Origin of the sequence: Streptomyces sp. NBC_00576, from assembly GCF_036345175.1 — a bacterium.
GTDB lineage: Bacteria > Actinomycetota > Actinomycetes > Streptomycetales > Streptomycetaceae > Streptomyces.
The window spans coordinates 8,014,435-8,041,083 of the sequence record NZ_CP107780.1; the positions used below are offsets into that span (position 1 = coordinate 8,014,435).

At 70.7% G+C, this 26,649-nt stretch carries 23 protein-coding genes; 12 read left to right on the forward strand and 11 right to left on the reverse strand.

From position 1 onward, the window contains the following. Nucleotides 1–164 precede the first annotated feature (164 nt). Nucleotides 165–752, forward strand: a complete 588-nt coding sequence (locus OG734_RS34840; protein ID WP_330291398.1) for a TMEM165/GDT1 family protein — start codon at nt 165–167, stop codon at nt 750–752. Between the two features lie 195 nt (nt 753–947). Then, nucleotides 948–1,619 (forward strand): HAD family hydrolase, encoded by a 672-nt coding sequence (locus tag OG734_RS34845; protein WP_330291399.1) that lies wholly within the window; start codon nt 948–950, stop codon nt 1,617–1,619. 48 nt (nt 1,620–1,667) lie between these two features. On the opposite strand, the gene OG734_RS34850 is transcribed toward OG734_RS34845, so the two are convergent. Then, on the reverse strand, nt 1,668–2,747 hold the full coding sequence (locus OG734_RS34850) for a peptidoglycan-binding domain-containing protein (RefSeq protein WP_330291400.1): 1,080 nt from the start codon (nt 2,745–2,747) through the stop codon (nt 1,668–1,670). 197 nt (nt 2,748–2,944) lie between these two features. On the opposite strand from OG734_RS34850, the gene OG734_RS34855 reads away from it, so the two are divergent. Further along, complete coding sequence (locus tag OG734_RS34855) at nt 2,945–5,002, forward strand: MDR family MFS transporter (RefSeq protein WP_330293905.1); 2,058 nt, start codon at nt 2,945–2,947, stop codon at nt 5,000–5,002. On the opposite strand, the gene OG734_RS34860 is transcribed toward OG734_RS34855, so the two are convergent. Next, complete coding sequence (locus tag OG734_RS34860; protein ID WP_330291401.1) at nt 4,995–5,513, reverse strand: GNAT family N-acetyltransferase; 519 nt, start codon at nt 5,511–5,513, stop codon at nt 4,995–4,997. The two genes, OG734_RS34855 and OG734_RS34860, sit on opposite strands and share 8 nt — an antisense overlap. A 184-nt stretch (nt 5,514–5,697) precedes the next feature. Between OG734_RS34860 and OG734_RS34865 the strand changes: the two genes are divergently transcribed. Continuing rightward, complete coding sequence (locus tag OG734_RS34865) at nt 5,698–6,300, forward strand: hypothetical protein (RefSeq protein WP_330291402.1); 603 nt, start codon at nt 5,698–5,700, stop codon at nt 6,298–6,300. 5 nt (nt 6,301–6,305) lie between these two features. Then, the gene (locus OG734_RS34870; RefSeq protein WP_330291403.1) at nt 6,306–6,824 is read left to right on the forward strand and encodes a hypothetical protein; all 519 of its coding nucleotides are present in this window, start codon (nt 6,306–6,308) and stop codon (nt 6,822–6,824) included. Nucleotides 6,825–6,890: 66 nt separating this feature from the next. Here the strand turns inward: OG734_RS34870 and OG734_RS34875 are convergent, their stop codons facing one another. Further along, nucleotides 6,891–7,313: a J-domain-containing protein gene (locus OG734_RS34875; RefSeq protein ID WP_330291404.1), complete on the reverse strand. Its 423-nt coding sequence runs from the start codon at nt 7,311–7,313 to the stop codon at nt 6,891–6,893. 155 nt (nt 7,314–7,468) lie between these two features. Between OG734_RS34875 and OG734_RS34880 the strand changes: the two genes are divergently transcribed. Then, entirely contained in the window at nt 7,469–7,861 is a 393-nt protein-coding gene (locus tag OG734_RS34880; RefSeq protein ID WP_006378544.1) for an FHA domain-containing protein, read from the forward strand. 36 nt (nt 7,862–7,897) lie between these two features. Here the strand turns inward: OG734_RS34880 and OG734_RS34885 are convergent, their stop codons facing one another. Both OG734_RS34885 and OG734_RS34890 read right to left on the reverse strand, forming a co-directional pair. Beyond that, on the reverse strand, nt 7,898–8,569 hold the full coding sequence (locus tag OG734_RS34885) for an O-methyltransferase (RefSeq protein ID WP_330291405.1): 672 nt from the start codon (nt 8,567–8,569) through the stop codon (nt 7,898–7,900). A gap of 62 nt (nt 8,570–8,631) precedes the next feature. Beyond that, a complete protein-coding gene (locus tag OG734_RS34890) occupies nt 8,632–9,513 on the reverse strand; it encodes a metallophosphoesterase family protein (protein WP_330291406.1) in 882 nt (293 codons plus the stop codon). 328 nt (nt 9,514–9,841) lie between these two features. Between OG734_RS34890 and OG734_RS34895 the strand changes: the two genes are divergently transcribed. Beyond that, nucleotides 9,842–11,893 (forward strand): bifunctional glycosyltransferase 87/phosphatase PAP2 family protein, encoded by a 2,052-nt coding sequence (locus tag OG734_RS34895; protein ID WP_330291407.1) that lies wholly within the window; start codon nt 9,842–9,844, stop codon nt 11,891–11,893. A gap of 250 nt (nt 11,894–12,143) precedes the next feature. Here the strand turns inward: OG734_RS34895 and OG734_RS34900 are convergent, their stop codons facing one another. Then, complete coding sequence (locus OG734_RS34900; protein WP_330291408.1) at nt 12,144–13,085, reverse strand: phytoene/squalene synthase family protein; 942 nt, start codon at nt 13,083–13,085, stop codon at nt 12,144–12,146. Nucleotides 13,086–13,255: 170 nt separating this feature from the next. Continuing rightward, nucleotides 13,256–14,494 (reverse strand): cytochrome P450, encoded by a 1,239-nt coding sequence (locus OG734_RS34905; protein WP_330291409.1) that lies wholly within the window; start codon nt 14,492–14,494, stop codon nt 13,256–13,258. Between the two features lie 268 nt (nt 14,495–14,762). On the opposite strand from OG734_RS34905, the gene OG734_RS34910 reads away from it, so the two are divergent. Further along, entirely contained in the window at nt 14,763–15,932 is a 1,170-nt protein-coding gene (locus tag OG734_RS34910) for a steroid 3-ketoacyl-CoA thiolase (RefSeq protein ID WP_330291410.1), read from the forward strand. Nucleotides 15,933–16,164: 232 nt separating this feature from the next. Next, entirely contained in the window at nt 16,165–17,991 is a 1,827-nt protein-coding gene (locus OG734_RS34915) for a serine/threonine-protein kinase (protein ID WP_330291411.1), read from the forward strand. 65 nt (nt 17,992–18,056) lie between these two features. On the opposite strand, the gene OG734_RS34920 is transcribed toward OG734_RS34915, so the two are convergent. The 4 genes from OG734_RS34920 to OG734_RS34935 all read right to left on the reverse strand — a co-directional run bounded on the left by OG734_RS34920 (nt 18,057) and on the right by OG734_RS34935 (nt 22,108). Then, nucleotides 18,057–19,037 carry an ABC transporter substrate-binding protein gene (locus OG734_RS34920; protein ID WP_330291412.1) on the reverse strand — a complete coding sequence of 327 codons (981 nt, stop codon included), beginning with the start codon at nt 19,035–19,037 and terminating at the stop codon, nt 18,057–18,059. 82 nt (nt 19,038–19,119) lie between these two features. Further along, complete coding sequence (locus tag OG734_RS34925) at nt 19,120–20,169, reverse strand: ABC transporter permease (protein ID WP_330291413.1); 1,050 nt, start codon at nt 20,167–20,169, stop codon at nt 19,120–19,122. Next, nucleotides 20,166–21,098 carry an ATP-binding cassette domain-containing protein gene (locus OG734_RS34930; RefSeq protein WP_330291414.1) on the reverse strand — a complete coding sequence of 311 codons (933 nt, stop codon included), beginning with the start codon at nt 21,096–21,098 and terminating at the stop codon, nt 20,166–20,168. Before OG734_RS34930 ends, OG734_RS34925 begins: the two co-directional genes overlap by 4 nt. Next, nucleotides 21,095–22,108: a LacI family DNA-binding transcriptional regulator gene (locus tag OG734_RS34935; protein ID WP_330291415.1), complete on the reverse strand. Its 1,014-nt coding sequence runs from the start codon at nt 22,106–22,108 to the stop codon at nt 21,095–21,097. Before OG734_RS34935 ends, OG734_RS34930 begins: the two co-directional genes overlap by 4 nt. Before the next feature lie 222 nt (nt 22,109–22,330). Between OG734_RS34935 and OG734_RS34940 the strand changes: the two genes are divergently transcribed. Genes OG734_RS34940 through OG734_RS34950 form a run of 3 tightly spaced genes read left to right on the forward strand, consistent with a single transcriptional unit; the run spans nt 22,331 to nt 26,572 of the window. Next, on the forward strand, nt 22,331–23,677 hold the full coding sequence (locus OG734_RS34940; RefSeq protein ID WP_330291416.1) for a glycoside hydrolase family 125 protein: 1,347 nt from the start codon (nt 22,331–22,333) through the stop codon (nt 23,675–23,677). Between the two features lie 47 nt (nt 23,678–23,724). After that, nucleotides 23,725–24,495: a response regulator transcription factor gene (locus tag OG734_RS34945; RefSeq protein WP_330291417.1), complete on the forward strand. Its 771-nt coding sequence runs from the start codon at nt 23,725–23,727 to the stop codon at nt 24,493–24,495. After that, nucleotides 24,482–26,572, forward strand: coding sequence for a sensor histidine kinase (locus OG734_RS34950; protein ID WP_330291418.1), 2,091 nt, complete (start codon nt 24,482–24,484; stop codon nt 26,570–26,572). The genes OG734_RS34945 and OG734_RS34950 overlap by 14 nt, the downstream gene beginning before the upstream one ends. The last annotated feature ends 77 nt before the right edge of the window (nt 26,573–26,649 follow it).

Consider the following 26,649-nt stretch of genomic DNA (forward strand, 5'->3'; position numbering starts at 1 on the left):
TCGACATACTGCTCAGCTCGTCTGAGCCGGCGCCCGGAGGCAGGTCACCTGTGACCTGCCAGCGAGACCTTCGGCCAGTAGTGCACTGACTGTGTGCTGCCGTGCCGAGGTGTCGTTTGGCGGTAAACACTCTCGGTGGGGCAGCCCCGACCGATTGAGGAATCTTGATCAGTTTCACCGTGACGGCGGTCGTCTTCGGCGTCGTCTTCCTTGCCGAACTCCCGGACAAGACCGCGCTCGCCGGCCTCGTCCTCGGTACTCGCTACCGGGCCTCCTACGTCTTCGCCGGCGTCGCCGCCGCGTTCGCGCTGCATGTCGCGCTCGCGGTCGCGGCGGGCAGCGTCCTCACCCTCCTGCCCCAGCAGATCGTGCACGGGCTGACCGGCGTGCTGTTCCTGGGCGGTGCTGCCGTGCTGCTGATGCAGAAGGGGGCGGCCGATGGTGACGAGGAGGTCCGGCGGCCCGAGAACCAGTCCTTCTGGAAGGTCGCGGGGGCGGGCTTCATGTTGATTCTGGTCGCCGAGTTCGGCGATCTCACGCAGATCATGACGGCCAACCTCGCCGCCCGCTACGACGACCCGCTCTCCGTCGGCCTCGGTGCGGTGCTCGCGCTGTGGGCGGTGGCAGGGCTCGGGATCGTGGGTGGCCGGGCGCTGATGAAGCGGGTGCCGCTGGAGCTGATCACCAAGGCCGCGGCGGTTCTGATGCTGGGGCTCGGGGTGTGGAGTCTCTGGGAGGCGGTGGCCGGGTGAGGGGGCATGGTGGGCGGTGAGCATGTGTGGTGGGCGGAGCGTCGGGAAGTGGCCGGTTGGTGAACGGTTGTCGAAAGCGGTAGCGGGAAGCGCCCATTCTTTTGTACCGTGTTGGAACAAAGTGGCTCCCGCCCGTTTTCCCTGACCGGCGGGCGGGGCCGCCTTGGTCCCGCACCTGTGCTCTGGAGCCTGCCGATGACGGTCCCCACCGTGCTCACCGCCCGTGCCCTCCTCCTCGACATGGACGGGACCCTCGTCAACTCGGATGCCGTCGTCGAGCGCATCTGGCGGCGGTGGGCCGACCGGCACGGACTGGACGGCGACGAGGTCATGAAGGTCGCGCACGGGAGGCAGGGGTACGCCTCCATGGCCGTACTGCTGCCCGGGCGGCCCATGGAGCAGAACTACGCCGACAACGCGCGCATGCTCGCGGAGGAGACCGCGGATCTGGATGGTGTCGTCGCGATACCGGGGGCCTTCGAGTTCCTGGCGTCGCTGAGTGGGCTTCCGCATGCGCTGGTGACCTCTGCCGACGTCGCGCTGTCGACCGCGCGGATGGGTGCGGCGGGGTTGGGGCTGCCCGATGTGCGCGTCACCGCGGAGTCCGTCGGTGCGAGCAAGCCGGATCCTGAGGGGTTTCTGAAGGGCGCCGCCGAACTGGGCGTCGACCCTGCCGACTGTGTTGTGTTCGAGGACTCCGGGGCGGGGATCTCGGCGGGGCGCGCGGCGGGGATGCGGGTGGTGGGAGTCGGGCCGCGGGCCCACTGTCACCGGCCGGATGTGGTTGTGGCGGATCTGACGGGGGTGCGGGTCGAGGGCGTGGGGGGCGGGGAGGTGCGGGTGAGTTTCGGGGTGGGCGGTCTTTGAGCGCAGGTCCTGTTTCTTGATTCCCACCCACCCGCCCACCCGCCCAGTTCAGGGCTGTGGTGCGGAGTCCCCGGTGGCGGTCACGGCGAGGTCGGCGTCCTGCTGAGCCTGCGCTGACTGCGGCTCTGTCGTCTCCGACTCCAGCCGTTCCCGCGTCGTCCGGTCGTACACGCCCGGCTCCTCCGCGTTGATGCCGCGCGTCGTCTGGTAGGTGGTCACCGCGTTCACGACGTTGTCGTCGTAGACGCCGTCCATGTCGTTGAGGTAGAGGCCCAACTGGTTCAGCCGCAGCTGGAGTTCGAGGACCTCGTCGCCGTGGTCGCCGAGCCGCAGGACCGGGGCGGTCTCCTTGTCGTCGTCGCCACCGGGGGCCGGGGTGACCGTGCCGGTTGCCTGGGCGGTCGTCGGTGCCTGGGTCGGGGTGGCCGACCTGGACGCGGTCGGAGACGGGGCCGTCCGGGTCGGCGAGGGGGTCGGGCTCGCGCTGCGGGACGGGGTGGGGGTGGGCGAGGGCGACTTGGACGGCGTAGGACTGGCGGACGGAGCCGTGGACGCCGAGCTGGGCGTCGTCGCCGCCGGGACGCTCTCCCGTACCTCCTGCGCGGCCGTGTTGTTCCGGTCCGGTTTGTCGTAGGTGAACATCCCGCCGGCCAGTCCGCCCGCCGCCAGAATGACGACGACGGCTCCGGCGGCGCCGAGGAGAAGGACCCGGGGGCGGCGGAGCGACCCGCTGGGCGGCTCGTCCTCGGTGGAAAAGGCGGGAGCGGGGTCAGGGGGCTGCGGTACGGCGGGTATCGCCGCGGTGGCCGCCTCGTCCGGCCGGCCGGGCTCCCGGACCGTCGGCATCGGCATCGTGACCTCGGCCGCCGGGTCGGTGGCCAGGTGCTCAGGAAACGGGGGTGACGTGGGCGACGAGGGTGACGTGGGTGACGGCCCTGGTGTTTCCGGTGTCAGTTCCACGTACGGGCGTATGCGCAGGGGGTCGAAGTCCTCCGCCGCCGCTGCCTCCGCCGTGCGGTTCTCGATGTGGGCGTCGGCCGCGCGTTCGGCGCAGGCGCAGGAGGGCGTGTTGTCGGCTCCCCGGGGCGTGCCGCACTCCGGACACACATGCCCCTTCGGATCGTTCACTGCGCGTCGGTTCCTTCCCCGTACGAACCCCCGTACGAATCTCCGAGGTTATCCAAAGCCTCTTCACACCTTCTCCCGGAAGCCCCCGGAATCCGGGGTTCCGTCGAATCTCGTGGGGATTCGACAGGCCATAACCGGTCACACCGACCACGATGGGGGTGTCACAAGAGTCACAGGAGGTCTTCATGGCCGGGGAAATGGCCGGGGAAGCACGTGGTGGGACGGGGGACGTGGCGGACGCGCGGCCGGCGACTCCGGGGCCCGAACACGTGCCCGGGAACGTGCTCGTCTCCATCGGCGCCCTGTTGCTCGGCATGCTGCTCGCCGCCCTCGACCAGACCATCGTGTCGACCGCGCTGCCGACCATCGTCAGCGATCTCGGCGGAATGGATCACCTGTCGTGGGTGGTCACCGCCTATCTGCTGGCGTCGACCGCCGCGACGCCCCTCTGGGGCAAACTCGGCGACCAGTACGGCCGGAAGCGGTTGTTCCAGGCCGCGATCGTGATCTTCCTGATCGGCTCCGCGCTGTGCGGTATGGCGCAGAACATGCCCCAGCTCATCGGTTTCCGGGCGTTGCAGGGGCTCGGTGGCGGCGGGCTGATGGTGCTGTCGATGGCGATCGTGGGGGATCTGGTCCCACCGCGTGAACGAGGCCGCTACCAGGGCCTGTTCGGTGCCGTCTTCGGTGCGACCAGTGTGCTCGGCCCGCTGCTCGGCGGGCTCTTCACCGAACACCTCAGCTGGCGCTGGGTGTTCTACGTCAACCTCCCCGTCGGCGCCGTCGCCCTCGCGGTCATCGCGACGGTCCTGCACATCCCGCGCCGGTCCGCACGGCATGTCATCGACTACCTGGGCACCTTCCTCATCGCCTCCGTCGCCACCTGCCTGATCCTCGTCACCTCCCTCGGCGACGGCTGGGGCTGGGGCTCGGCGCGGATCGTCGGCCTGGCGCTGCTGGGAGTGGTGCTGGCCGTCGGCTTCGTCCTCGTCGAGCGGCGGGCGGCCGAACCCGTCCTCCCGCTCAAGCTGTTCCGGCTGCGCACCTTCACCCTCACCGCCGTCATCAGCTTCATCGTCGGCTTCGCCATGTTCGGCGCGATGACCTATCTGCCGACGTTCCTCCAGGTCGTCCAGGGCGTCTCGCCCACCATGTCCGGCGTGCACATGCTGCCGATGGTGTTCGGTCTGCTCCTCGCCTCCACCGTCTCCGGGCAGATCGTCAGCCGCACGGGCCGCTGGAAGGTGTTCCCCATCGCGGGCACCGGCGTCACCGCCCTCGGCCTCCTCCTGCTCCACCGGCTCGACGAGCACAGCTCCACCGGCGAGATGAGCGCCTACTTCCTCGTCTTCGGCGTGGGCCTCGGCCTGGTCATGCAGGTCCTGGTGCTGATCGTGCAGAACGCGGTCTCGTACGAGGATCTGGGCGTCGCCACCTCCGGCGCCACCTTCTTCCGCTCCATCGGCGCCTCCTTCGGCGTGGCCGTCTTCGGTACGGTCTTCGCCGGCCGCCTCGGCGACAAACTCACGGACGCCTTCCGGGGCGCACAACTGCCCGCCGGAGTGTCGGCGGACGCGCTGGAGTCCGACCCGCGCGGCATCGCGGCCCTCCCGTCGGCGCTGCGCCCGGCCGCCCTGCACGCCTACGCGTCCGCGATCACCGATGTCTTCCTGTACGCCGCTCCGGTCGCCGTTCTCGGCTTCGTCCTCGCCTGGTTCCTGCGCGAGGACAAGCTGCGCGGCTCGGTGACCGCGCCCGACATCACGGAGACCCTCGCCAGCAACCCGGTCCAGCGGTCGTCCTACGACGAGGTGTGCCGCGCGCTGTCCGTGCTCGGCACCCGCGAGGGGCGCCGCGAGATCTACCGGACGATCACCGCACGGGCCGGCCTCGACCTGTACCCGGCGGCGAGCTGGCTGCTGCTGCGCATCCGGCGGTACGGCTGGGCGGAGCCCGCGGTGCTGGCCGAGCGCAGCCTCGTACCGCTGACCGTGATCATCGAGGCCGCCCGGCAGGTCGAGGAACGCCGGCTCGCCGTACGCGAGGGCCTCGACATGACCCTCACCGACGAGGGCCACGAGGCCGCCGAACGGCTGGCGCGGGCCCGCGAGGAGTCACTGTCCGAGCTGCTGGGCGACTGGTGGGGCCCCGACCGCCCCACCGACCTGGTCCAGCTGGTGAAACTCCTGAACGAGGAACTGTGCGGCTCGGACGCGGAGCAGCCGCACAACGGCTCGGCGAACAGGCTCAGTTGACGCGCTCCGGCCTCTCCTGGCCGTCCAGGCTCTTGCGGAACCAGTGCTCGGCGTACGTGTCGTCGTTGTGGGGCTCGGTCTCCGTGTAGCCCAGGCGCGCGTACAGGGCGCGTGCCTCGATCAGATCGGAGCGGGTGTCGAGGACCAGGTGCCGGGCGCCGAGGGTCCGTGCCGCGTCCTCCGCCGCGGTCACCAGGAGCGTGGCGCCGCCCTTGCCGCGCATCCCCTCGTACAGGAAGACGCGGGTCAGTTCGCCGGTCGTGGCGTCGAGGAGCCGTACGCCCGCACTGCCGGCCGGCTCACCGTCGTACCGGGCGACGAGCAACTGCCCGTCAGGCGGCGCCAGTTCGGCACCCGAGTCGGCCGCGACGCCGCGCTCCAGCTCGCCGGGCTCCGTGCGGTGGCCCTGGTGCAGGACGTACCAGCGGTCGCTGACCTCCGTGTAGTACGCCCGCCAGAGCGCGGCGGCGACAGGGGAGTCGAAGGGCTCCGGGGCGATGGTCCAGGTCATGACCCGCATTCTCGGGAGCCGCCCCACCTGGTGCGCAACCGAATATGCGCCACCGGTGAGACCTGCGAGTCCAGCCCCGGGCTGTTTGGGGAGCGACTTCGGGGCAACCCGCTGCCTTAACCGGCCTGTTCGGACTGTCGGTCTGGTCGGTCGAGAAGTCGGTCGAGAAATCCGGAAGGCATTCATGTCCACAGGAGTGCTCATCGTTCTGATCGTGATCGTTGTCGTCGCGGCCGTCGTCATCGGCGCGCTCGCCCTGAACCGGCGGGCCGCCGGCCCACACGGCCCACGGAACCTCAAACGGCGCTTCGGACCCGAGTACGAGCGGGTCGTCTCCCGGCACGACGGAGACACCAAGGCCGCCGACCAGGAACTCACCGAGCGCGTCCAACGCCACGGCGACCTGCGGGAACGGCCGCTGGAGCCCGCCGAGCGCGAACAGTTCGCGGCCCGCTGGGCGGCCGCCCAGGAACACTTCGTCGAGTCGCCGCAACAGGCGGTCGCCGATGCCGACCTGCTCCTTGCCGAGCTGGCCGGCGCCCGTGGCTTCCCCGACGGCGGCCAGTACGAGGAACAGTTCGCCGCGCTCTCGGTGCACCACGCCCACCATGTGCACGGCTACCGGCGCGTGCACCACGCGGCCCACGAGGAGCGGGCCGACACGGAGGAGATGCGCACGGCGATGATCGAGGCCCGCGCCTTCTTCGACGAGTTGGTCGGCGAGAGGGAGCGGCCCCGGCCGAAGTCGAAGTCACGACTCAACAAGCTTCAGCTGAAGGGGAGTTGACCCACATGACGGACATCGGGAACCGGGACGGAAAGAGTCCGTACACCACCCAGAAACCGGATCCGGACCGGACGCCGGTCACGGAGAGGGCAAGCAGCGACAGGCCGGTCACCGAGAAGGTGGTCACCGAGAAGGTGGGCAGCGAGCGGCCCGAAGGCAGGAAGCCGGCCGGTACTCCCGCCGTCCCGCCGCCCTCGTCCGCCGCACCGGCCCCCGTCCGTGCCCACGAGGCCGGCGCGTCCCACGGGCTCGCGCTGCTCCCGCAGGACGAGCGGGACAAGCTGACGCTGCGGCTCCAGCACGCCGTCACCGGGTTCGTGGACGGTCCCCAGGAGTCCGTCGAGGAGGCCGACCGCGTCCTGGAGGAGGTCACCGAACGCTTCACGGAGGCGGTGGCACACAGCCGTCGTACCGTACGCGCGACCCTGCAGTCCTCCGATGGCGCCGACTCCGGTGACACCGAGCGACTCCGGCTCGCCCTGCGGGACTACCGCGCACTGGCAGAACGGCTGCTCCACAGCTGAGGCACCTGAGGCACCTGAGGCACCTGGGGCACCCGCACCGCCTGTCTGCTCCTGCTGCCGCTCCGCTTACTCAACCTGCCCGGCCCGACCCGCCCGCGCCTCCCGCCATTCCCGTACGACCTCGTCGACGTCGTACGGCTTGAGGCCCAGCGGGGGGCCGGGCGGCGGCTTGAACATCATGTCGCGGATCTTGACGTTGATCTCCGTGACGATCCGGCGGACCGCCCCCTCGGAGGGGGCCTTCTGCGCTGCCGCCAGCGCGTCCTCCGCCTCCTTGCGCAGGGCCAGTGTCGGCGGCAGGACCGACAGCCCCTCGCGGGCCATTTTCTGCTTGATCCACCACAGTTCGTCGTACGACGTGGCGCCCCCGTCGGGCAGCGGCTTGCCGGCACCGGGAAGCTCGGCGAACTCGCCGCGCGCCTCCGCCTCGCGGATCTGTTTGTCGACCCAGGACTCGAAACTCACACCGGGTGGTTTGCGTTCGGTCATGTGTCCATTGTGCCGGACCTCGCCCACCCCGACGATTGGGCGATTTATCATGCGGCGGCGTACGGCAACATGGCTGCCGTACAGGGACTGTTCAGCAACGACTGTTCCGTGAGGACCGGTCGGGTCACTCCGGTGACCGTTCAGAAGGAGCGCACGTGCTCGAACTCACCATGGCTACCGTCTCCGGGACGGAAGCCGGCGCCACGGCCGGCATGCTCATGGCCGAGGCGCCCAGCGAACCGGGGGCCATCATGCGGGTGGGCCGGGACAAGGCAGTGTGCCGTCTCGTGACCCCCGACGACTGGCTGTTCGTCTCACGGGTCCACCTGGAGTTCCTGTGCGGCCCCGACAACACCTGGCATCTCTCCTGGCTGCAGGGCTCCCAGCCCGACCCGTCCTCCGAAGTCCGGCTGGTGGTCGGCGAGTACGCCCAGACCGTGCCGTACGGAGGGAGCGTGCCGTTGCCCCGGGGCGGTGCCGGAGAGATCATCGTCCAGGACCGCACCGGGCCGCGCAGCGTCAACGTGGGCTTCTACCACGAGGGTTGAGGGCGACGGCCGGGGAGCAGGGGCTCGCCGGCCGGCTCAGGAGACGACCCTCGCCAGTGCGAAGCCGTCGTACCCCTTGCTGCCCACCGTCTGCACCGCCGTGCCGCTCAACCTCGGGTGGTCGGCGATGAGTTGGAGAGCGGTGCGGGTGCCCCGGATGCTCGGGTCGGTGGAGTTCGCATTGGAGACCGCGCCGCCGCGCACCACGTTGTCCACGATGATCAGGCTGCCCGTGGTGGTCAGCCGGAGGGCCCACTCCACGTAGTGCGGGTTGTTGGCCTTGTCGGCGTCGATGAAGACCAGGTCGAACGGCGCGGGGTTCTCGTCGGCCAGCTTGGGCAGCGACTCCAGGGCGGGGCCCGTCCGCACCTCGGTGATGGTGTCGAGGCCGGCCCGGGCGAGGTTGCGGCGGGCGACGTCGGCGTGCTTCGCGTCGTACTCCAGGGTGATCAGCCGGCCGTCGGCCGGGAGCGCGCGGCCCAGCCAGATGGTGCTGTAGCCGCCGAGCGTGCCGATCTCCAGGATGCGGCGGGCGCCCTGGATCTGGGCCAGGAGCTGGAGGAGCTTGCCCTGGTTCGGGGCCACGTTGATGTGCGGCAGCCCCTCCGCGTCGCTGTCGCGCAGCGCCGCCTCCAGGGCGTCGTCGGCCGGGGCCAGGAGGGTGGTGAAGTAGTCGTCGACGTCTTCCCAGCGCTGGGACTCGCTCATGAGAGCCGTACCTTCCGTTAGTGACCGGGGTGTGAGGTGCGGGGTGTGAGGGGTGTGCCGAGTTATTTGTAGCCCTCGCGGGCGATCACGTCGGTGATCTGCGCCTCGTCGAGTTCGCTGACCGTCTCGCCGGCCCGGGGGTCGCGGGCATGCAGCGTGTGGAACAGCGGGCCGTGCGGCGACCCGAGGTCGATGAGTGTGGCGGAGGCCCCGCGCACCGCCCGTCCCGTGCCCGTCGGGCCGGTCAGGTCGATCCGGTTGAACACCCCCGGCGTCACCCACACCGGCACCGACTCCAGGTACCCCATGATCTGGAGGTGGAAGTGGCCGCACAGGATCAGCCGTACGTCGCTGCCGCGCACGGCGTCGGAAAGGTCCGCCGGATTCCCCAGACCCAGCGCCCGCTGGAGCGCGTTGTCGAGGGTGATCGGCGGATGGTGCAGGACGATGGTCGTGCCGTGCGGCGCCGGGGTGCGCAACAGCTCGCGCAGCCAGTCCAGTTGGGCGGCGCCGAGATATCCGTACACCTTGCCCGGCACGAGCGAGTCGAGCGTGACGATGCGATGCCCGTCGACCAGGCTCGATGCCGCCAATTCGCCGTCAGGGGAGGTGAGTCGGGAGTCGGCGCGGTCCCCGCCCGCCGGGTCCAGGTGCCCGCTGCCCAGCGCCTTCGCGAAGGCGCCGCGCTCGTCGTGGTTGCCGGTCGTGCAGAACACCGGGATGCCCCGCTCCCGGGCGAACGCACCCACGAGGTCCCGTACGACCGCGTACTCCTCGGGCGCCCCGCTGTCCGCGAGATCCCCGCTGACGACGACGGCCGAGAGGCCCGCGAGATGACGTACGTCGGTGAGCATCCGGCGCAGCGACCCGGTGGTGTCGACGCCGTGGCGGTTGGGCGCGCCGGCGTGGTTGATGTGGGTGTCGGAGAGATGCAGGATCCGCATCCTGCCGACGCTACGCCGGGCCCGGACAGAGCATGGTCGTCTTCGGGCGGCCGATGTCCGATCCAGCCTGGAACCGGCCGGTTTCCGTCCCTGTGCGGTCCGGCCGCGACCGAGGGAGGGGACCGGACCCCGGGCCGACTATCGTCGTCCGGACAAAGGCTGGCAAAAGCCAGGCCAAAGGGCCGGAGTCCCTCAGGTGAAGAGGGGGTTGCGTGCGTCTTACACAGGAGGCGGTGCGATTCTCTGGGGAGTCGTACAGGATGAAACTCGTGGGGCAAATGGTACCCATGGGGTTTACAGGGCGAATGGGGCAGGAGGCCTACGAGGCGTGGCGAACGCAGAGCACGGTGGTGGGGCGGGAGGTGCCTTCGGAGGGGGCGCCGCCGGGACGGCGCAGGCACGGCTGAAGGTGGCCCGTGTGGCGCTCTGGCTCATCGTCGCCGTCCTCGCGGTCAGACAGGTGGCCGCCGTCCTCAGCACCCCGAAGGCGGACCGGCTGACCGATCTGGAGACCTGGGTCGGGCCCGACGGTGTCCTGCATGTGAAGGGGTCGCTCTACGACTCGACGCAGTTCACCGGTACCCCCTTCGGTGGACTCGTCCTCAAGCCGCTCACCCGGGCCGCCGAGCAGGCCCTCGGGTGGGGCTGGACCTTCGGCACGCTGCTCCTGGTCGTCGCGCTCGGCATGGTCGCCGCCCGCGCCCTGCCGGCGCCCGTGAGCCGCCGCACCTCGCTGCTCGCCGCGCCCGTCGCCATCAGCCTGCTGATGCTGTCGCTGCCCGTACGCAACACCCTCTACCTCGGCCAGACCAGCATCATCCCCGTCCTGTTGGTCCTGCTCGGCTGCTTCGTCGCACGCGAGGAACGGGCCGCCGGCGCCCTCATCGGCCTCGCCGCGGCCCTCCAGCCCACCGTCCTGCTGTTCGCGCCGCTGCTGTGGTTCACCGGCCGGCGCCGGGCCGCGGTCTCCGCCGGGATCACCTTCGCCACCTGCACCGCGCTCGCGTGGGTCGCGATGGCGGACGACTCGTACACCTACTGGGTCCACCACCTGGGCGGGGCCGGGCTCGGCGGCGCCGCCGACGACCTCGCCAACCAGTCCCTGCACGGCACCCTGCTGCGGCTGGGCGTCGAGGGCCCCCTCGAAATCAGCCTGTTCCTGGTGCTCGGCGCGGGCGTCGCCGCCCTCGGTCTGCGCCGGGCGGTGCGCTACGCCCAGGACGGCCAGCTGCTGCTGGCGGTCGCCATCACGGGCTGCGCGGCCGTCGCCGTGTCTCCCACGACCTGGCAGCACCAGCTGCTGTGGGTGCTGCTCGCGGTCGTCGGCCGGGTCGGCAGGCGTGCGTCGGACCGCTACATGTGGCCCGTCGCCGTCATCATCGTGATGACGCTGCCCGCCAAGATGGTCATCCCGAACATGGGCGCCCTCTACCCGGTCCGCGACAACATCGTGCTGCTGGCCGCCGTCGCCGCCGCCACCGTCGTACCGTTCCTGTCCCGGACCTCGGAGCACTATCGCTCCCCGATCCCCACGGACTACGCGCCGCCGGTCCCCGCCCGCTTCAGCCGCGTCCCGCTCCTGCCCTTCCTGCGCCGGGTGCTCACCCGCCCGAACCTGCTCCTCGAACTACTGCTGATCCGGGTCACGTACGCGGCCTACCAGAAGGTCCGGCTCGCCGCGACCGGCGGCACGAACTCGGGCGGCCGGGCCACCGCCGAGGCGCACGGCCACCAGATTTACGACATCGAGAAGTTCCTGCACATCGACATCGAGCACTGGGTCAACCACACGGTCGTGAAGATCGGCTGGATGCGGGACTTCTTCGACTTCTACTACACGTCGTTCCACTTCTTCGTGCCGCTGAGCGTGCTCGCCGTCCTGTACTGGCGCCGCCCCGTCGACTACCGCTGGGCCCGCGCGTCCCTCGGCTTCGCCACGCTGCTCGCTCTTGTCGGATTCTGGCTCTATCCGCTGGCGCCGCCGCGTCTGATGCCGGGGCTCGGGATCATCGACACCGTGCACGGCGTGCAGGACTTCTCCAAGCCGGACTACGGCACGCTCACGGCGCTGACCAACCAGTACGCGGCGATGCCGTCGCTGCACTTCGGGTGGTCGCTGTGGTGTGGGCTTGTCATCGCGATCGTCGCGCCGAAGTGGTGGATGAAGGCGTTGGGGTTGCTGCATCCGTTGTTCACCGTGTCCGCGATTGTTGCTACCGGGAATCACTGGGTGCTGGATGCCGCCGGCGGGGGTGCGGTGGTTCTTGCGGGGTTCGGGTTGTCGTACGTGTTCATGGGGCCGCGGGCTCGGTCGGTGGTCCGGGCTGTCGAGGTCAGTGGTGAGCGGCCGGAGAGTGTGAAAGACGGTGCGCTGAAGTAGTTCATCGGCCGCGGGCCGGTGGGGGCTTGTCGCGCAGTTCCCCGCGCCCCTTAGGGGCGCGTGTCCGCATCGTTCGACAGGAGTGCGGGCCGGTGGGGGTTGGGCGCGCTTGCGCGGCGGAGCCGCGGGCCGATACAGCCCCGCGTCCCTTTAGGGGCGCGTGTCGGCCGCCGTTCGGCAGAATGCGGGCCGGTGGGGGTTGGGCGAGCCCGCGCGGCGGAGCCGCAGGTTGATACAGCCCCGTGCCCCTCTAGGGGCGCGGGTCCGCGCCCTTCGACAGAAGTGCGGGCAGGTCCAGGGTCCGTCGGTGTGAGGCGGCCAGGATGCGCAGGCACTCGATCGGGTTGTCCCGTACGGGACGTCGGGTGACTGCTGCGCCCATCGCCTGTGCCCGGCGCAGGCGGTGGTCGTGGAGGAGGATGACGAAGCGGGTCAACGGGCGCTGTTCCTCGGGGAGTTCGGCGATGATCCTGGTTGCTTCGCGGAGCGTGGCGTGGGCTGTTGCCGCTGTGGCGGAGAGCAGGGAACGGACGCTGGGGAGGTCTCGGCCCTGCTCCAGGTCGGCCCGTACGACACCGTGTTTTTCCAGGTCGTCGGTGGGGAGGTAGAGGCGTCCGTCGCGCAGGTCCTCGGCCAGGTCGGTGAGGAAGTCGGTGCGCTGGCAGGCGTCGGCGAGCAGGCGGCAGCTGTCCGCGAAGGCCCGGCTGCCGCCGCCCGGCATCGACAGTCCCGAGGTGATCATGAGGAACGGCCAGGTGAGCTTCTCTATGTACGCCTGGTAGTCGTCCTCGGTCGTGAACCCGGGGAAGTCCAGGTCGACTTGGGCACCGACGAGGTACGAGTCGACCCAGGAGCGCGGCAGTTCACGCTTCTCGGCGGTGTGCAGGAAGGCCCGCAGCAGGGGGTGCCGGGCGGTTCCCGTGTCCAGGGCGGTGCGCACCTGCTCGGCCCAGCCCTCGTAGCGACGCGTCCGCTCCTCCACCGTGCCCCGGTCGCACAGGTCGTCCGTGAACGACGCGAACGCGTATCCGGCCAGTATGTGGGGCTGGAGACGGGCCGGGATCAGCAGCCGTACCGCCAGGTGGCCGGCGGGTTCCCGGCTCAGCATGAACTGCTTGGCCTTCAGATAGGCGGCGCGGTCCGTACCGCTGGTCACTCCCGCCGCGTCCAGACAACGTTGCCAGGATCGCACCGGCACGCCTCACCGTCGTAGTTGCAGTCGTAGTTGCAATTGCCGTTGAAGTCTACGGCCGGTGGTGGGCGGAGGCAGGGGCGGGGCGTGGGTGTGCGCCCCTGCCTCACGTCGGGACGGGCCGGCGACGCCGGGATGCCGCCGGCCCGAGTTTGCGACAGGGATGCGGGCTAGCCCGCGCTCACCTGGAGTTCCTTGACCCCGTTGATCCAGGCCGAGCGCAGCCGGCGCGGGTCGCCCACCAGGGTGAGGCCCGGCATGGCGTCGGCGAGGGCGTTGAAGATCAGGTTGATCTCCAGGACGGCCAGGGACTTGCCGAGGCAGAAGTGCGGGCCTCCGCCGCCGAAGCCGAGGTGCGGATTGGGGTCGCGGGTGATGTCGAAGACGTCCGGGGAGTCGAAGACCTCGGGGTCGCGGTTGGCGGAGGAGTAGAACAGGCCGACACGGTCGCCCTCTTTGATCTTCTGGCCGCCCAACTCCGTGTCCTGGGTGGCCGTTCGCTGGAAGGAGACGATGGGGGTCGCGAAGCGCACGATCTCCTCGGCGGTGGTTTCCGGGCGTTCGCGTTTGTACAGCTCCCACTGGTCGGGGTGGGTGAGGAAGGCGTGCATGCCGTGGGTGATGGCGTTGCGGGTCGTCTCGTTGCCCGCGACGGCCAGCATCAGCACGAAGAAGCCGAACTCGTCCGAGGCGAGGTTGCCCTCGTCCGTCGCGGCCACCAGCGTGGTGACGATGTCCTTCGCCGGGCACTGCTTGCGGTCGGCGGACATGTTCATGGCGTACGCGATGAGCTCCATGGCCGACTGCTGGCCGACCTCCTCGGTGATCGCGTACTCCGGGTCGTCGTACGAGATCATCTTGTTGGACCACTCGAAGATCCTGAGACGGTCCTCCTGGGGGATGCCGATCAGCTCGGCGATGGCCTGGAGGGGCAGTTCGCAGGCGACCTCGGTGACGAAGTCGAAGGGGCCGCTGCGGGCGGCGGCGTTCGCGGCGATGGCGAGCGCGCGGTTGCGGAGGTTGTCCTCCAGGGCGCGGATCGCGCGCGGGGTGAAGCCGCGCTGCACGATCTGGCGGACGCGGGTGTGCTCGGGCGGGTCCATGTTGAGCAGGATCAGCCGCTGGGCGTCGATCGCGTCGCGCTCGATGTGCTCGTTGAAGCGGATGATCGCCGTGTTGGTGGTGGACGAGAACAGCTCCGGATGCGTGGAGACGTACTTGACGTCCGCGTGCCGGGTGACGGCCCAGTAGCCCTCGTCGGCGAAGCCCGCGATACCGGGGTGCTGGGGCACCCAGTGGACCGGCTCGGTGGCGCGCAGCTCGGCGAACTCCGGGAGAGGTACGCGGTGTTGGAGCAGGTCGGGGTCGGTGAAGTCGAACCCTTCGGGCAGCGCGGGACAGGGTGCCATCGGAAACTCCCGTCATCCGAACAGTATCTGACGGTCCATCAGAAAAGAGTGGGTGTCGCGAAGGTAGTAACGGGTTCCAGAAGAGGCAAGGGGCACGACACCCAAAATTCCGGGCACCGCTTGTGTTATCGGGCGCTGCAAGGGGGTTGCGGTGTCGGACGGCCCGTCAGCAGACTGCAAGCAGAACTAGAACGCGTACTAGTTCTGCGTGGCGGGTGGCCGGGACGCCCGCGCCGCGCGGGTGACCTGAGGAGAGGAACTCCCCATCATGGCCGCGGAACCCGTGATCGTCGAAGCCGTACGCACCCCCATCGGCAGGCGCGGCGGCGCGCTCGCCAACCTGCACCCCGCCTACCTTCTGGGCGAGACCTACCGCGAACTGCTGGGCCGCACCGGCATCCCCGCCGACTGTGTCGAACAGATCGTCGGCGGCGCGGTCACCCAGGCCGGTGAACAGTCCGCCAACCCCACCCGCACGGCCTGGCTGACCATGGGTCTGCCGTACGAGACCGCGGCGACGACGGTCAACGCCCAGTGCGGCTCCTCCCAGCAGGCCTCGCACATGGTCGCCAACATGATCGCGGCGGGTGTCATCGACGTCGGCATCAGCTGCGGGGTCGAGGCCATGTCGCGGGTGCCGCTGGGATCGGCGTCCAAGCACGGCCCCGGGAAGCCGTTCCCGGAGGAGTGGAACGTGGATCTGCCCAACCAGTTCGAGGCGGCGGAACGGATCGCCCGGCGTCGGGGGCTGAGCCGGGAGAACGTGGACGCGCTGGGGCTTGCCTCGCAGGAACGGGCGGCGGTCGCCTGGGCGGAGGAGCGGTTCAAGAGGGAGACGTTCGCCGTTCAGGTGCCCACGACGGAGGAGGAGCAGGGCGCCGGGCAGGGCATGTGGCGGCTCGTCGACCGGGACGAGGGGCTGCGGGACACGTCGATCGACGCGCTGGCCTCCCTGAAGCCCATCATGCCGACCGCTGTCCATACGGCGGGCAACTCCTCCCAGATCAGCGACGGGTCGGCCGCGCTGCTCTGGGCGTCGAAGCGGATGGCGCGGGCGCTGAAGCTGCGGCCGAGGGCGCGGATCGTGGCCCAGGCGCTGGTGGGATCCGACCCCCACTTCCATCTGGACGGGCCGATCGACGCGACGCGGGCGGTGCTCGGCAAGGCGGGCATGACGCTGAAGGACATCGACCTGATCGAGATCAACGAGGCGTTCGCCTCCGTGGTGCTGAGCTGGACGCAGGTCTTCGAACAGGACCTGGACAAGGTGAACGTGAACGGCGGGGCGATCGCTCTCGGGCATCCGGTGGGCGCGACGGGCGCGCGGCTGATCGCCACGGCGCTGCATGAACTGGAGCGCGTGGACAAGGAGTTCGCGTTGATCACGATGTGCGCGGGCGGGGCACTGGCTACGGGGACGATCATCCAGCGGTTGTGAGGGCGGTTGTGGCCGCGGCCGTGGCTGTGGCTCGCTCGAGCGGGCGGGCGGGCGGGCAGAGCCCGCAGCAGCTGGGCGGGCGGCTGGGCGGGCAGCCGGGCGGGAAGTGGCCGGAACCTCTCGCTCTGCCGTGCGGAAGTGTTCGAAATCCTGTGCGTACGCGTGGGCTGGGTTAGCCTCGTTGTGCCAGTGAGGCGAACTGGCGTATGAAGAACAGGATTTCGGGGGTTCCGTGACAGACGAAGCTGCCGCGCTGCGGCAGACCGCTGCCGCGCCGCTGCGCCCCGCCGACCCCGAACGCGTCGGCCCCTACGTGCCGTTGGCGCTGCTCGGCAGCGGTGGCATGGGGCGGGTCTATCTCGCGCGCCCCTCGGACGACAGCCCCGGCCTGTTCGCGGTCAAGGTGATCCGGCCGGAGTACGCCGAGGACCCCACGTTCCGGCGCCGGTTCGAGCAGGAGGCGTTGGTGCACGGCCGGGTCCGTACGCCGCGCGCACCCAGGTTGTGCGGTACGGGGTTCCAGGACGAGCTGCTGTGGATGGCCACGGAGTATCTCGCCGCGCTCGATCTCGCGGACGCCGTACGGGAGGGCGGTGCCCTGGAGCCGGGCGCCGTCTGGCGGTTGGTGGCGGAGCTGGGGCAGGCGCTCGCCGACCTCGCCGCCACGGGAATCGTGCACCGGGACCTGAAGCCCTCCAACGTGCTGCTGTCGGTCCAAGGCGCCCACGTCATCGACTTCGGCATCTCCAAGGCCGCCGACGCGAGTGCGATCACCGGCACCGGCAACCGGGTCGGAACGCCCGCCTACATGTCCCCCGAGTACCTGAGGACCGGCCACTGCGACGCGTCGTCCGACGTGTTCTCGCTCGCCGGGACACTGATCTACGCGGCGGCCGGCCGGGCCCCCTTCGGCGACGGCACCGGCGTCGACGTGATGCACCGGGTCGCGTTCGAGGAGCCCGACGCCGAGGTGATCGGCGAGATCACGGCGACCGACCCGGCGCTCGGCGCGCTGCTGGCGGCCTGCCTCGCCAAGGAACCCGAGCGACGGCCGACGCCGAGGGCGCTGATCGAGGCGGCGAGCAGGCACTTCGGTGCGTCCGCGGGGGCGCCCGGATGGCCGGAACCGCTGCTCGGCAACGTGCTGGAGCGGCAGCGGGCGTACGACGTGCTGTACCGCTTCCCCGTCGAACGGGCGGCGGAGCTGCGCTTCCCGGGCCACCGCCCGAATCCGGTGCTGCCGGTGCCGGTGCCGGCCAAGGACGCGGCGCCTGTCCCGCCGTCGGCCCCGGCCGCGGCGTCCGCCGAAACGTCCCCGGGGAAGCGGCGCCCGACGGGAGCTCTCGCCTGGGCCCGCAGACCGGTACCGGCCACGGCGGCGGCCGTCGCCCTCTGTGCCCTGGCCGCGCTGGTCTTCGTACTCGCCCGCCCGGTGGACCGCGCGACCGCCTCGCCCACGGGGCCTGCCGCGACGGACTCCGCCGACACCGGGGCCGAAGCGGGTGGCGCCTCGCCGACGCCGGGGAAACCGGACGGGAAGTCGGCCCCGACCATGTCAGGCAGCGGCACCGAGACCGCCGACGGCGCCGCCGCACCGCCACCGGTCCCCGGCTCCACCGATGTCGACGGTGACGGTGACGCCGACGGCGAGACGGACCCCACGGCCCCGGACACCCCTACGGATACAGCCACGGGCACAGGTACGGGCACGGGTACAGGCACCGGAACGCCCGGCGGCACGGGCACCGGCACCACTCCCGCTCCCTCCGCCACCCCGTCTCCGGACAGCTCCTCGACCGAGCCCGCCACCGCGCCCTGGGTCACCGACTGCACGTACTACGCGGGCAAGGCGCGCACGGCTCTCGGAGACTCGGGCAAGCGTGTCAAGCAGGTCCAGTGCATCCTGCTGAAGCGCGGGTACGACATCGGCGGTGACGTGGACGGGGCGTTCGGAGACGGGCTGGAGGCCGCGATGATGAGCTTCCAGAGCGACAAGGGACTGGCCGTGGACGGCATCGTGAAGCGGGCGACCTGGGACAACCTGCGAGCGACGAAGTGACCCCGTCCCGATAACAGGGCGGGGTCACCAAGGCAGTTGCGGACCTACGGAATTCTGACTGAGCGTCAGCAGGTCGACCGGTACACGTACTTGCTCACGTTCGCGTCCCCCAGGTTGGCCGCCGTGATCGACACGAACGACGTCCCGATCGACTTCGTCACCTTCTTCCCCTGGATCGCGTTCACCGCTTCCCGTACCGCCTGCGCGCCGATCTCCTCCGCCTTCTGGGCGATCAGCGCCTGGACCGTGCCCTTCTTCAGCTGCTCGACCTGCGCGGGGCCCGCGTCGAAGCCGACGACCTTGATCTTGCCGACCTTGCCGGCGTCCTTGATGGCGTTGTTGGCGCCGTCGCTGGCCGGGGTGCTGATGGAGAAGATGCCCGCCAGGTCGGGGTCCTTGGAGAGGGACGCGGCGGTGAGGCGGGCCGCCTCGACGACGCCGCCGCTCGGGGTGGACGGCTGGACGCCGACGAAGGTGATGTTCGGGTACTTCTTGATCTCGTCCTCGAAGCCCTTGATCCGCTGGTCGGCCGTGGTGACACCCGGGGTGCCGCCGATAATGACGATCTTGCCCTTCTCGCCCACGAGCTTCGCCAGCGTGCGGGCCGCCTCGGCGCCGCCCTCCACGTTGTTCGAGGAGACGGCGGAGGAGATGAAGCTCGTGTCGTCGAGGCCGGTGTCGGCCGTCACGATCTTGATGCCGGCCTCGTTGGCCTGCTTCAGCGGCGTACCCAGGGCCTTGGAGTCGGTCGGCGCGATGACGATGGCGTTCGGCTTCTTGGCCACCGTGCTGGTGAGGATCGGCGTCTGGGTGGCCGGGTCGAAGGTCGTCGCGCCCTGGACGTCCACGGTGGCGCCGAGCTTCTTGCCCTCGGCCTTCGCCCCACAGCCGAGGGTGTTGTAGAAGGAGTCGGACGCGGTGCCGAGGATGACGGTCACCTTGGGGTTGGCGGTGGAGGAGGAATCGCCGGACCCGCAGGCGGTGGCGCCGAGGAGGACGACGGTGGCGAGGGCAGCGCCTCTGAGGGTGAGGTTGGCGGTCTTCATGGTGCAACTCCATTGGTGCGACGGGGCGTTGAGCGGGGGGTGTGCAAGGGGGAGGCGTGCCAGGGGGGAGGTGAGCAGGGGCTCAACGCAGCGTGCGGCGGCGTCGGTTGACGTGGTCGACGTACACGACCCCCGCCAGGACCGCGCCGACCGCCACCTGCTGCCAGAACGGCTGGAGGCCGATGATGACGAGGCCGTTGCTCAGTACGGCCGGGATGAGGGAGCCGAAGGCGGTGCCCAGGACGCTGCCGACCCCGCCGAAGAGGCTGGTGCCGCCGAGCACGGTGGCGACGATCGCCTGGAGGTTGTCGCCGGTGTGGCCGCCGACGGTGGTGGTGGAGAAGCGGGCCAGGTTGACGTACGCGGCGATTCCGGCGAGGAGTCCGCAGAGTGCGTACACCTTGATCAGATGGCGGTCGACGGCGACTCCGGCGCGGCGGGCGGCCTCGACGTTGGAGCCGATCGTGCGGGTGTAGGTGCCGAAGCGGGTCAGGCCCAGGACGATCGCGCCGCCGATGGTGAGGCCGATGGCCAGCCACACCGTGTACGGGATGCCCAGGAAGCGGCCGAAGCCGAGGCCGCTGACCAGGGAGTCGGGGACCCCGCGCAGGTCCAGGCCGTTGGTGAGGACCAGGGCGCCGCCGCCTGCCGCCGAGAGGGTGGCCAACGTGGCGATCAGCGGCGGGAGTTTGGCCTTCGTGACCAGGAGGCCGTTCAGTACGCCCCAGGCGAGGCCCGTCGCCATGGTCGTCGCCAGGCCTGCCAGCAGGGTCAGCGGGCCGCCGCCGCCCAGTGCCGACATCACCTTCACGCCCACGACCCCGGAGAAGATCAGCACCGAGCCGACCGACAGGTCGATGCCCCCGGTGGTCATCACGAACGTCATCCCGATGGCCAGCACACAGTAGGAGGCGGCCTCGATGGCGACGCTGCGCAGGTTGTACGCGGTGAGGAAGTTGTCGGGGTACATGGCGCCGAAGACGGCCAGCAGGATCAGCAGGACGACCAGGGCCAGGCTCCGGGTGCCCTTCATGTTGCGCCAGGCGGCGGCGAGAGCTGCCGTGCGCAGCGGGCGGGGGGTGTCCTTGTCCGGTCCGACGGGAGCGGACTTCACCTCGGTGTCGGGGGTCATGACTGGTCCTCGCTGCGGTCGGAGCCATCGGCGGCCGTGTCTGGGGCTGGAGGTGCCGGGGCTGCAGGCTCCACGGGCGGATCGGAGGCGTCCTCGAAGGTGAGTGCGCCTGTCATGGCGCCGAGGACGTTCTCACTGGTGGCCGTCGCGCCGGACAGCCGGGCCACCCGCTGCCCGAGCCGCAGCACCTCGATACGGTCCGCGTACTCGAAGACGAACGGCAGATTGTGGCTGATCAGGACCACCGCCACGCCCGAGGCCCGGACCCGCTGGATCAGCTCTCCGACCCGCTTCGTCTGTACGACGCCCAGTGCGGCCGTCGGTTCGTCCATCAGCAGCACCCGGTCCGCCCAGTTCACCGCCCGGCCGACCGCGATGCCCTGGCGCTGGCCGCCGGACATCGTGACGACCTGCGCGGCGGTGTCCTGGATGCCGACCCCGAGGGAGCCGAACGCCTCGTCGGCCTTGGTCCGCATGGCCTTCCGGTCCAGGAAGCCGAGCTTGCCGAGCAGGCCGGGGCGCATGATCTCGCGGCCCAGGAAGAGGTTCTCGGCGGGGTCCAGATCGGGTGCGAGGGCCAGGTCCTGGTAGACGGTCTCGATGCCCAGGCGGCGGGCGGCGATCGGGTCCGGGATGGTCACCGGCCTGCCGTCGACCCGTATCTCGCCCGCGTCGGGCTGGATCACCCCGGATATGACCTTGATCGTGGTGCTCTTGCCGGCGCCGTTGTCGCCGACCAGCGCGACCACCTCGCCCGGGTAGACGGTGAGCGCGGCCCCGCGCAGCGCCTGGACCTGGCCGTAGCTCTTGACGATGCCGGTCAGTTCGAGGACGGGGGAGGCGGCAGCGGTGGCCCCGTGCGGAGTCGGGCCGGCGGGTCCCGGAGTCGGGCCGGCCGGAGCCGTGTTGGCCGGAGTAGGGGTGCTCATGGCGTCAGCTCTCCGCTTCCACGGGGGGTCAGTACGGTGCCGAGCTCGACCCGGCGGGGTGGTCCGCTCTCGCCCGCGATCCGGGCCAGCAGTAGTCGGGCGGCCTCGCGGCCCATCTCGTAGGCGTCCCCGGACACGACGGTCACGGGGGTGGGCAGCAGGTCGGCGAAGGGGAAGTCGTCGAAGCCGACCAGGGCCGGTCCCTGACCCGGGCCCAGTCCCGGGCCCATGGCGCGCAGGGCGCCGTGGGTCAGGAAGTTGGTGGTGGTGAACAGGGCCGTGGGGCGCCGGTCCGGGGGCAGCGCCAGCAGTTCGGCGGCGGCCTGCTCGGCCTCCTCCCGGGTGCCGTGCTCCAGCCGGGCGATCAGGGCCTCGTCGACCTCGCCGAAAGCGGCGCGCATGGCTTCCAGGTAGCCGTCGAGACGGCGTCCGGTGGTGTAGTAGCTGGCCGCCACCACAACGCCGATCCGCCGGTGACCCGCGGCGATCAGATGCTCGGTGGCCTTACGGGCGCCCCCGTGGTTGTCCAGCAGCACGGTGTCGGCGTCCAGGCCCAGCGCGGGCCGGTCCAGGAAGACCACCGGGGTGCCCTGTGCGACCTCGCGGCCGAGGTAGCCGTAGTCCATCGCGCCCGGCACGATCAGCAGCCCGGCGACGCGCTGCCCGAGCAGGTCGTCGATGCCCCGGCGCTCGGCCTCGGGGTCCTCGTCGGAGCTGGCCAGCACGACGTTGTGGCCGTGTGCGCGGGCCACGCCCATGACACCGTTGGCCATCGAGCCGTAGAAGGGGTTGGACAGGTCGCCGACCAGCAGCGCGAGGGTGGTGCTGCGCTGTCCGGGGCGCAGGCTCCGGGCCAGGTCGTTACGCCGGTAACCGGTCTCGTCTATGGCAGCGCGCACCCGCTCCGCGATCGCGGGGGAGACCGTCTCGTCACCGTTGACGAACCGGGAGACGGTCTTGATCGACACCCCGGCGAGGGCGGCGACCTCCCGCATGGTGGGCGTTCGCATGTCCGGCATCACTCCGAAAAGGTCACTTGGGTGTCGCTGTGTGCCGCACAGCAAACCTCCGTGAAACAACGTTGTCAATGGATTGGAACAGGGATTTTGCACGCCCTTGCGCGATGCGGGGGACGGTGCGTAGGGTCCGACAACGTTGTTCCGAAACAACGTTGTCTCGATGTGTGAGAAGTGCTGTGAGAAGCACGGCGGGAAGTGCGCGAGAGGATGATCATGCGGTCGATCGACGAACCGGAAGGTGAGCTGCCGGAGGGCCTGCGCGCCCTGAGCGCCGATGTGCACCGCGAGCTGCGCTCCCTCGACGCACGTGCCGCCGACCGCTTCACCGGGCTGCTGACCGGCACCTGGGGCAGGGCCATGCGCCCGCTGCCCGACGGCGAGGTCTTCGTCCTCACCGGCGACATCCCCGCGATGTGGCTGCGCGACAGCACCGCCCAGGTCCGCCCCTACCTCCTCGCCGCCGACGATCCCGCCGTCGCCGCCGCGCTCACCGGCGTCCTGCGCCGCCAGCTGCGGTACGTCCTCGCCGACCCGTACGCCAACTCCTTCAACGCCGAACCCGACGGCTCCGGCGCCGGTTACATCGACGAGCCGACCCCCGACCCGCTGGTCTGGGAGCAGAAGTACGAGGTCGACTCGCTCTGCGCCCCGCTCCAGCTGGCCTACGGCATCTGGCGGGCCACCGGCAGCCTCGGCCACCTCACCGCCGACGACCGCTTCGTCCGCGCCGCCCGCCGGATCATCGCCCTGTGGCGGGTCGAGCAGGACCACGAGAACCGCTCGCCGTACGAGTTCCGGCGCCTCGGCGACGACGCGTTCGACTCGCTGCCGCGCGGCGGCCGGGGCGCGCCGGTCGCGCCCACCGGCATGACCTGGTCAGGCTTCCGCCCCAGCGACGACCGCTGCCACCACGGCTACCTGGTCCCGTCCAACGCCATGGCCGCCGTGGCCCTCGCCGGCCTCGCCGAACTGGCGACGGCGCTCCAAGCCCCCGACCTCGCCGCCGACGCCACGGCCCTCTCGGCCGAGATCGCCACCGGGGTACGTACACACGGGGTGACCGCGGGGGCAGACCCGACGGTGTACGCGTACGAAGTCGACGGTCTCGGCGGGCAGTTGCTGATGGACGACGCCAACATCCCGAGCCTGCTCTCGCTGCCCTACCTCGGCTGGTGCGACCCGGGCGACCAGCTCTACCTGCGCACCCGCGAGTTCGTCCTCAGCGAAGGCAACCCCTACTACTACGCGGGCAGTTCGGCCTCCGGCATCGGCAGCCCGCACACCCCGCCCGGCCACGTCTGGCCGCTCTCCCTCACCATGCAGGCGCTGACCAGCGACGACGCGGCCGAGCGGGTCCGCCTCGCCGAGCTGCTGCTGCGCACCGACGGGGCCACCGGCTCCGTGCACGAGAGCTTCCACGTCGACGATCCCGGGACCTTCACGCGCCCCTGGTTCGGCTGGGGCGACGCCCTCTTCGCAGAGCTGCTCCTCGACCTCACGGGCCGCTCGACGACCCGCCTGCATCCTCACCTGCCCACCACCGAACTGCCCTCACCGTAAAGCCGCTTACCGTCCTTCCGGCGCCGACGGTCGCTACGATCTCCGGCGTGTGCGCAAACATTGTGGTCGCTGAAGACGACGCGAAGCAGGCCGAACTGGTGCGCCGCTATCTGGAGCACGAGGGTCACACCGTCACGGTCGTCGAGGACGGCCGGACCGCTCTGGAGACGGTCCGGCACCAGGAACCCGACCTGGTCGTCCTCGACGTGATGATGCCCAGAGCCGACGGCCTGGACGTCGTACGGATCCTGCGCGCCGAACGCCGGGAGGTGCCGGTGCTGATGCTGACGGCCCGCAGCACCGAGGACGATCTGCTGCTCGGCCTCGACCTCGGCGCCGACGACTACATGACCAAGCCGTTCAGCCCGCGCGAACTGACGGCCCGAGTACGGACGTTGCTGCGCCGCAACCGGCGTGGCACCGATCCGGCGCCCGTGACCGTACCCGCCCCCGCACCTGCCCCCGAGCCCGAAGCGGCCCCGGACGGCGAGGTGTTGGCGGTCGGCGCACTCCGGGTCGATCCGGCGCGGCACGAGGTGTCGGTCGCCGGGGCGCCCGTCGAGTGCACGCCCGGTGAGTTCCGTATCCTCGCGGCGATGGCGGCCCAGCCCGGCCGGGTCTTCACCCGGGCGCGGCTCCTGGAGGAACTGCACGGCTTCGACAAGTACATCAGCGGCCGGACCGTCGACGTGCACATCATGAACCTGCGCAAGAAGATCGAGCGCGCCCCACGACGCCCGTCCCGCATCGTCACCGTCTTCGGAGTCGGCTACAAACTGACGGACCCCGCGAGGAACGTGCGCCATGCGTCGTCCTGACAAGGGTGATCCGGTGAGTGCGAAGGGCCGACTGCCGCTCCGCAAGAGCCTGGCCGGGCGGCTGTTGACCGTGTCGGCGCTGGTGGCCTCCTGCTCGGTCGCCGCGACCGCCTGGCTGGCCGTGCAGACGACCTCCGTCGCGATCCGCCAGGAGCAAGGACAGAACCTCAGGTCCGACGCGAAGATCTACGACACCCTCCTCGGATACGCGGCCACCCACCCCGACTGGGCGGGCGTCGACACCACCGTGCGAGAGCTGGCCGGTGAGTCCGGGCGCCGGATCGTGCTGACCGCGGAGGACCGACGCCCGTTCGTGGACTCGGCGGCCTCGGCCGACTCGCGCTCTGCGGGCGGCAGTTCCACGTCGGCTCCGCTCGCACCGCAGCCCTCGGCGGTCGTGGACCCCCGCGCCGTCGACACCGAGCTCGTGCCCGACGCCGCCGGGGCCGGCGCCAACCGCGTCGATCCACGGGCCGTGGGGCCCTTCCGGCTGCCCGCGAAGGAACGCGACGCACTGCGGAAGGCCTCCGACCGGAGGGTGGAGTGCCTCAGTCAGATGGGTATCGCTGCCGACATCGTCGAGAGCCCGGGCGGACGGCCCCGCGTCCAGTTCGTGAGCGACGAGACCGAGGGCGGGACCGACAGCGTGACCGACCGTGACATGGCAACGAAGTGTCTGTCGTCCTACCCGGTCGGTCCCACCGCGACCGAGCGGAAGGCCCTGAGCGCCCTCAACCAACTGGCCGACGCCTGCCTGAAACGACAGGGCCGCACCGCCGTGAAACTGAACCTGGACCTGTCCTGGGACCGGAGTTACGGGTACGGACGGGACGACGCGGCCCCCGTCGCCGAGGACGGCCTCAGCGATCGGGAGGCGAAGGCCCTGGCCGCCAAGAAGGCGGAGGACGCCGCGACGGCCCAACGCGAGGCGGCATCCGGCGGCGCACTCGACTACGCCCCCGGCGAGATCCGCGACAGCGCGTACGACCGGGCCGTGGCCAACTGTGTCGACAGCGCCCGCCGGGAACAGCTCACGGGCTATGTCGCCGATCCCGCACTGCTGTTCATCGACGGCCCAGGAGCCGCCGGCGTGCCCGGCTTCGACCTCTCCCGGGCCAACACCGCACGCATCGCCGGCGTCACCGCCCTCGTCCTCGCCCTCACCGTCGGCGCCTCGGTACTCGCGGGAGCCAGGCTCGTACGCCCGCTGCACGCGCTCACCGGCGCCGCTCAGCGCATGCGGGACGGCCTGGACGCGACTCCGGTGCCCGTGCCCGTCGTCTCGGACAACGAGATCGGGCGGCTGACGGCGGCCTTCAACGACATGGCCGCGCACCGGGCCCGCCTGGAGGAGCAGCGCAAGGTGATGGTCAGCGATGTCGCCCATGAGCTGCGGACACCGCTGAGCAACATCCGGGGCTGGCTGGAGGCGGCCCACGACGGACTGGCCGTGCCGGACCCGGCGTTCGTCTCCTCGCTCCTGGAGGAGGCGGTGCAGCTCCAGCACCTCATCAACGACCTCCAGGACCTCGGCGCCGCCGACGCGGGCGCCCTGCGGCTGCACCGGAAGCCGGTACGGATCGACGAACTGCTCGGCCAGGTCGCCTCCGCACACCAGGGGTTGGCCGAGACGGCGGGCGTCACCCTCACCGTCCTGCCGGCCCCGCCTGGTACCCCTCGCCCACCGCTCCTCGACGCCGACCCCGTACGGCTGCGCCAGACCGTCAGCAACCTGCTCTCCAACGCGGTACGCCACACCCCGGCCGGTGGCACGGTGACCCTGCGCCGGTACGTCACCGACGCCGGGGACGAGCTCGCCGTCGAGGTGTCCGACACCGGCAGCGGCATCCCGGCGGGCGATCTCCCGTACGTGTTCGACCGGTTCTGGCGGGCGGAGAAGTCCCGCAACCGCAGCACCGGCGGCAGCGGCCTCGGCCTGGCGATCGTCCTCAAGCTCGCCGAGGCCCACGGCGGCACGGTGGACGTGGCGAGCACCGAGGGGGAGGGGGCCACCTTCACCCTGCGGTTGCCGGCGAGGTCCTCCACCGACCCTGATGGGATGACGACAGCGCTCTGACAGTTTCCTCACAAGTGGCCGTCAGGGTGGGGCCATGCCCGGAACCTGGTGCGGATCGGCAACCAGGAACGACCAAG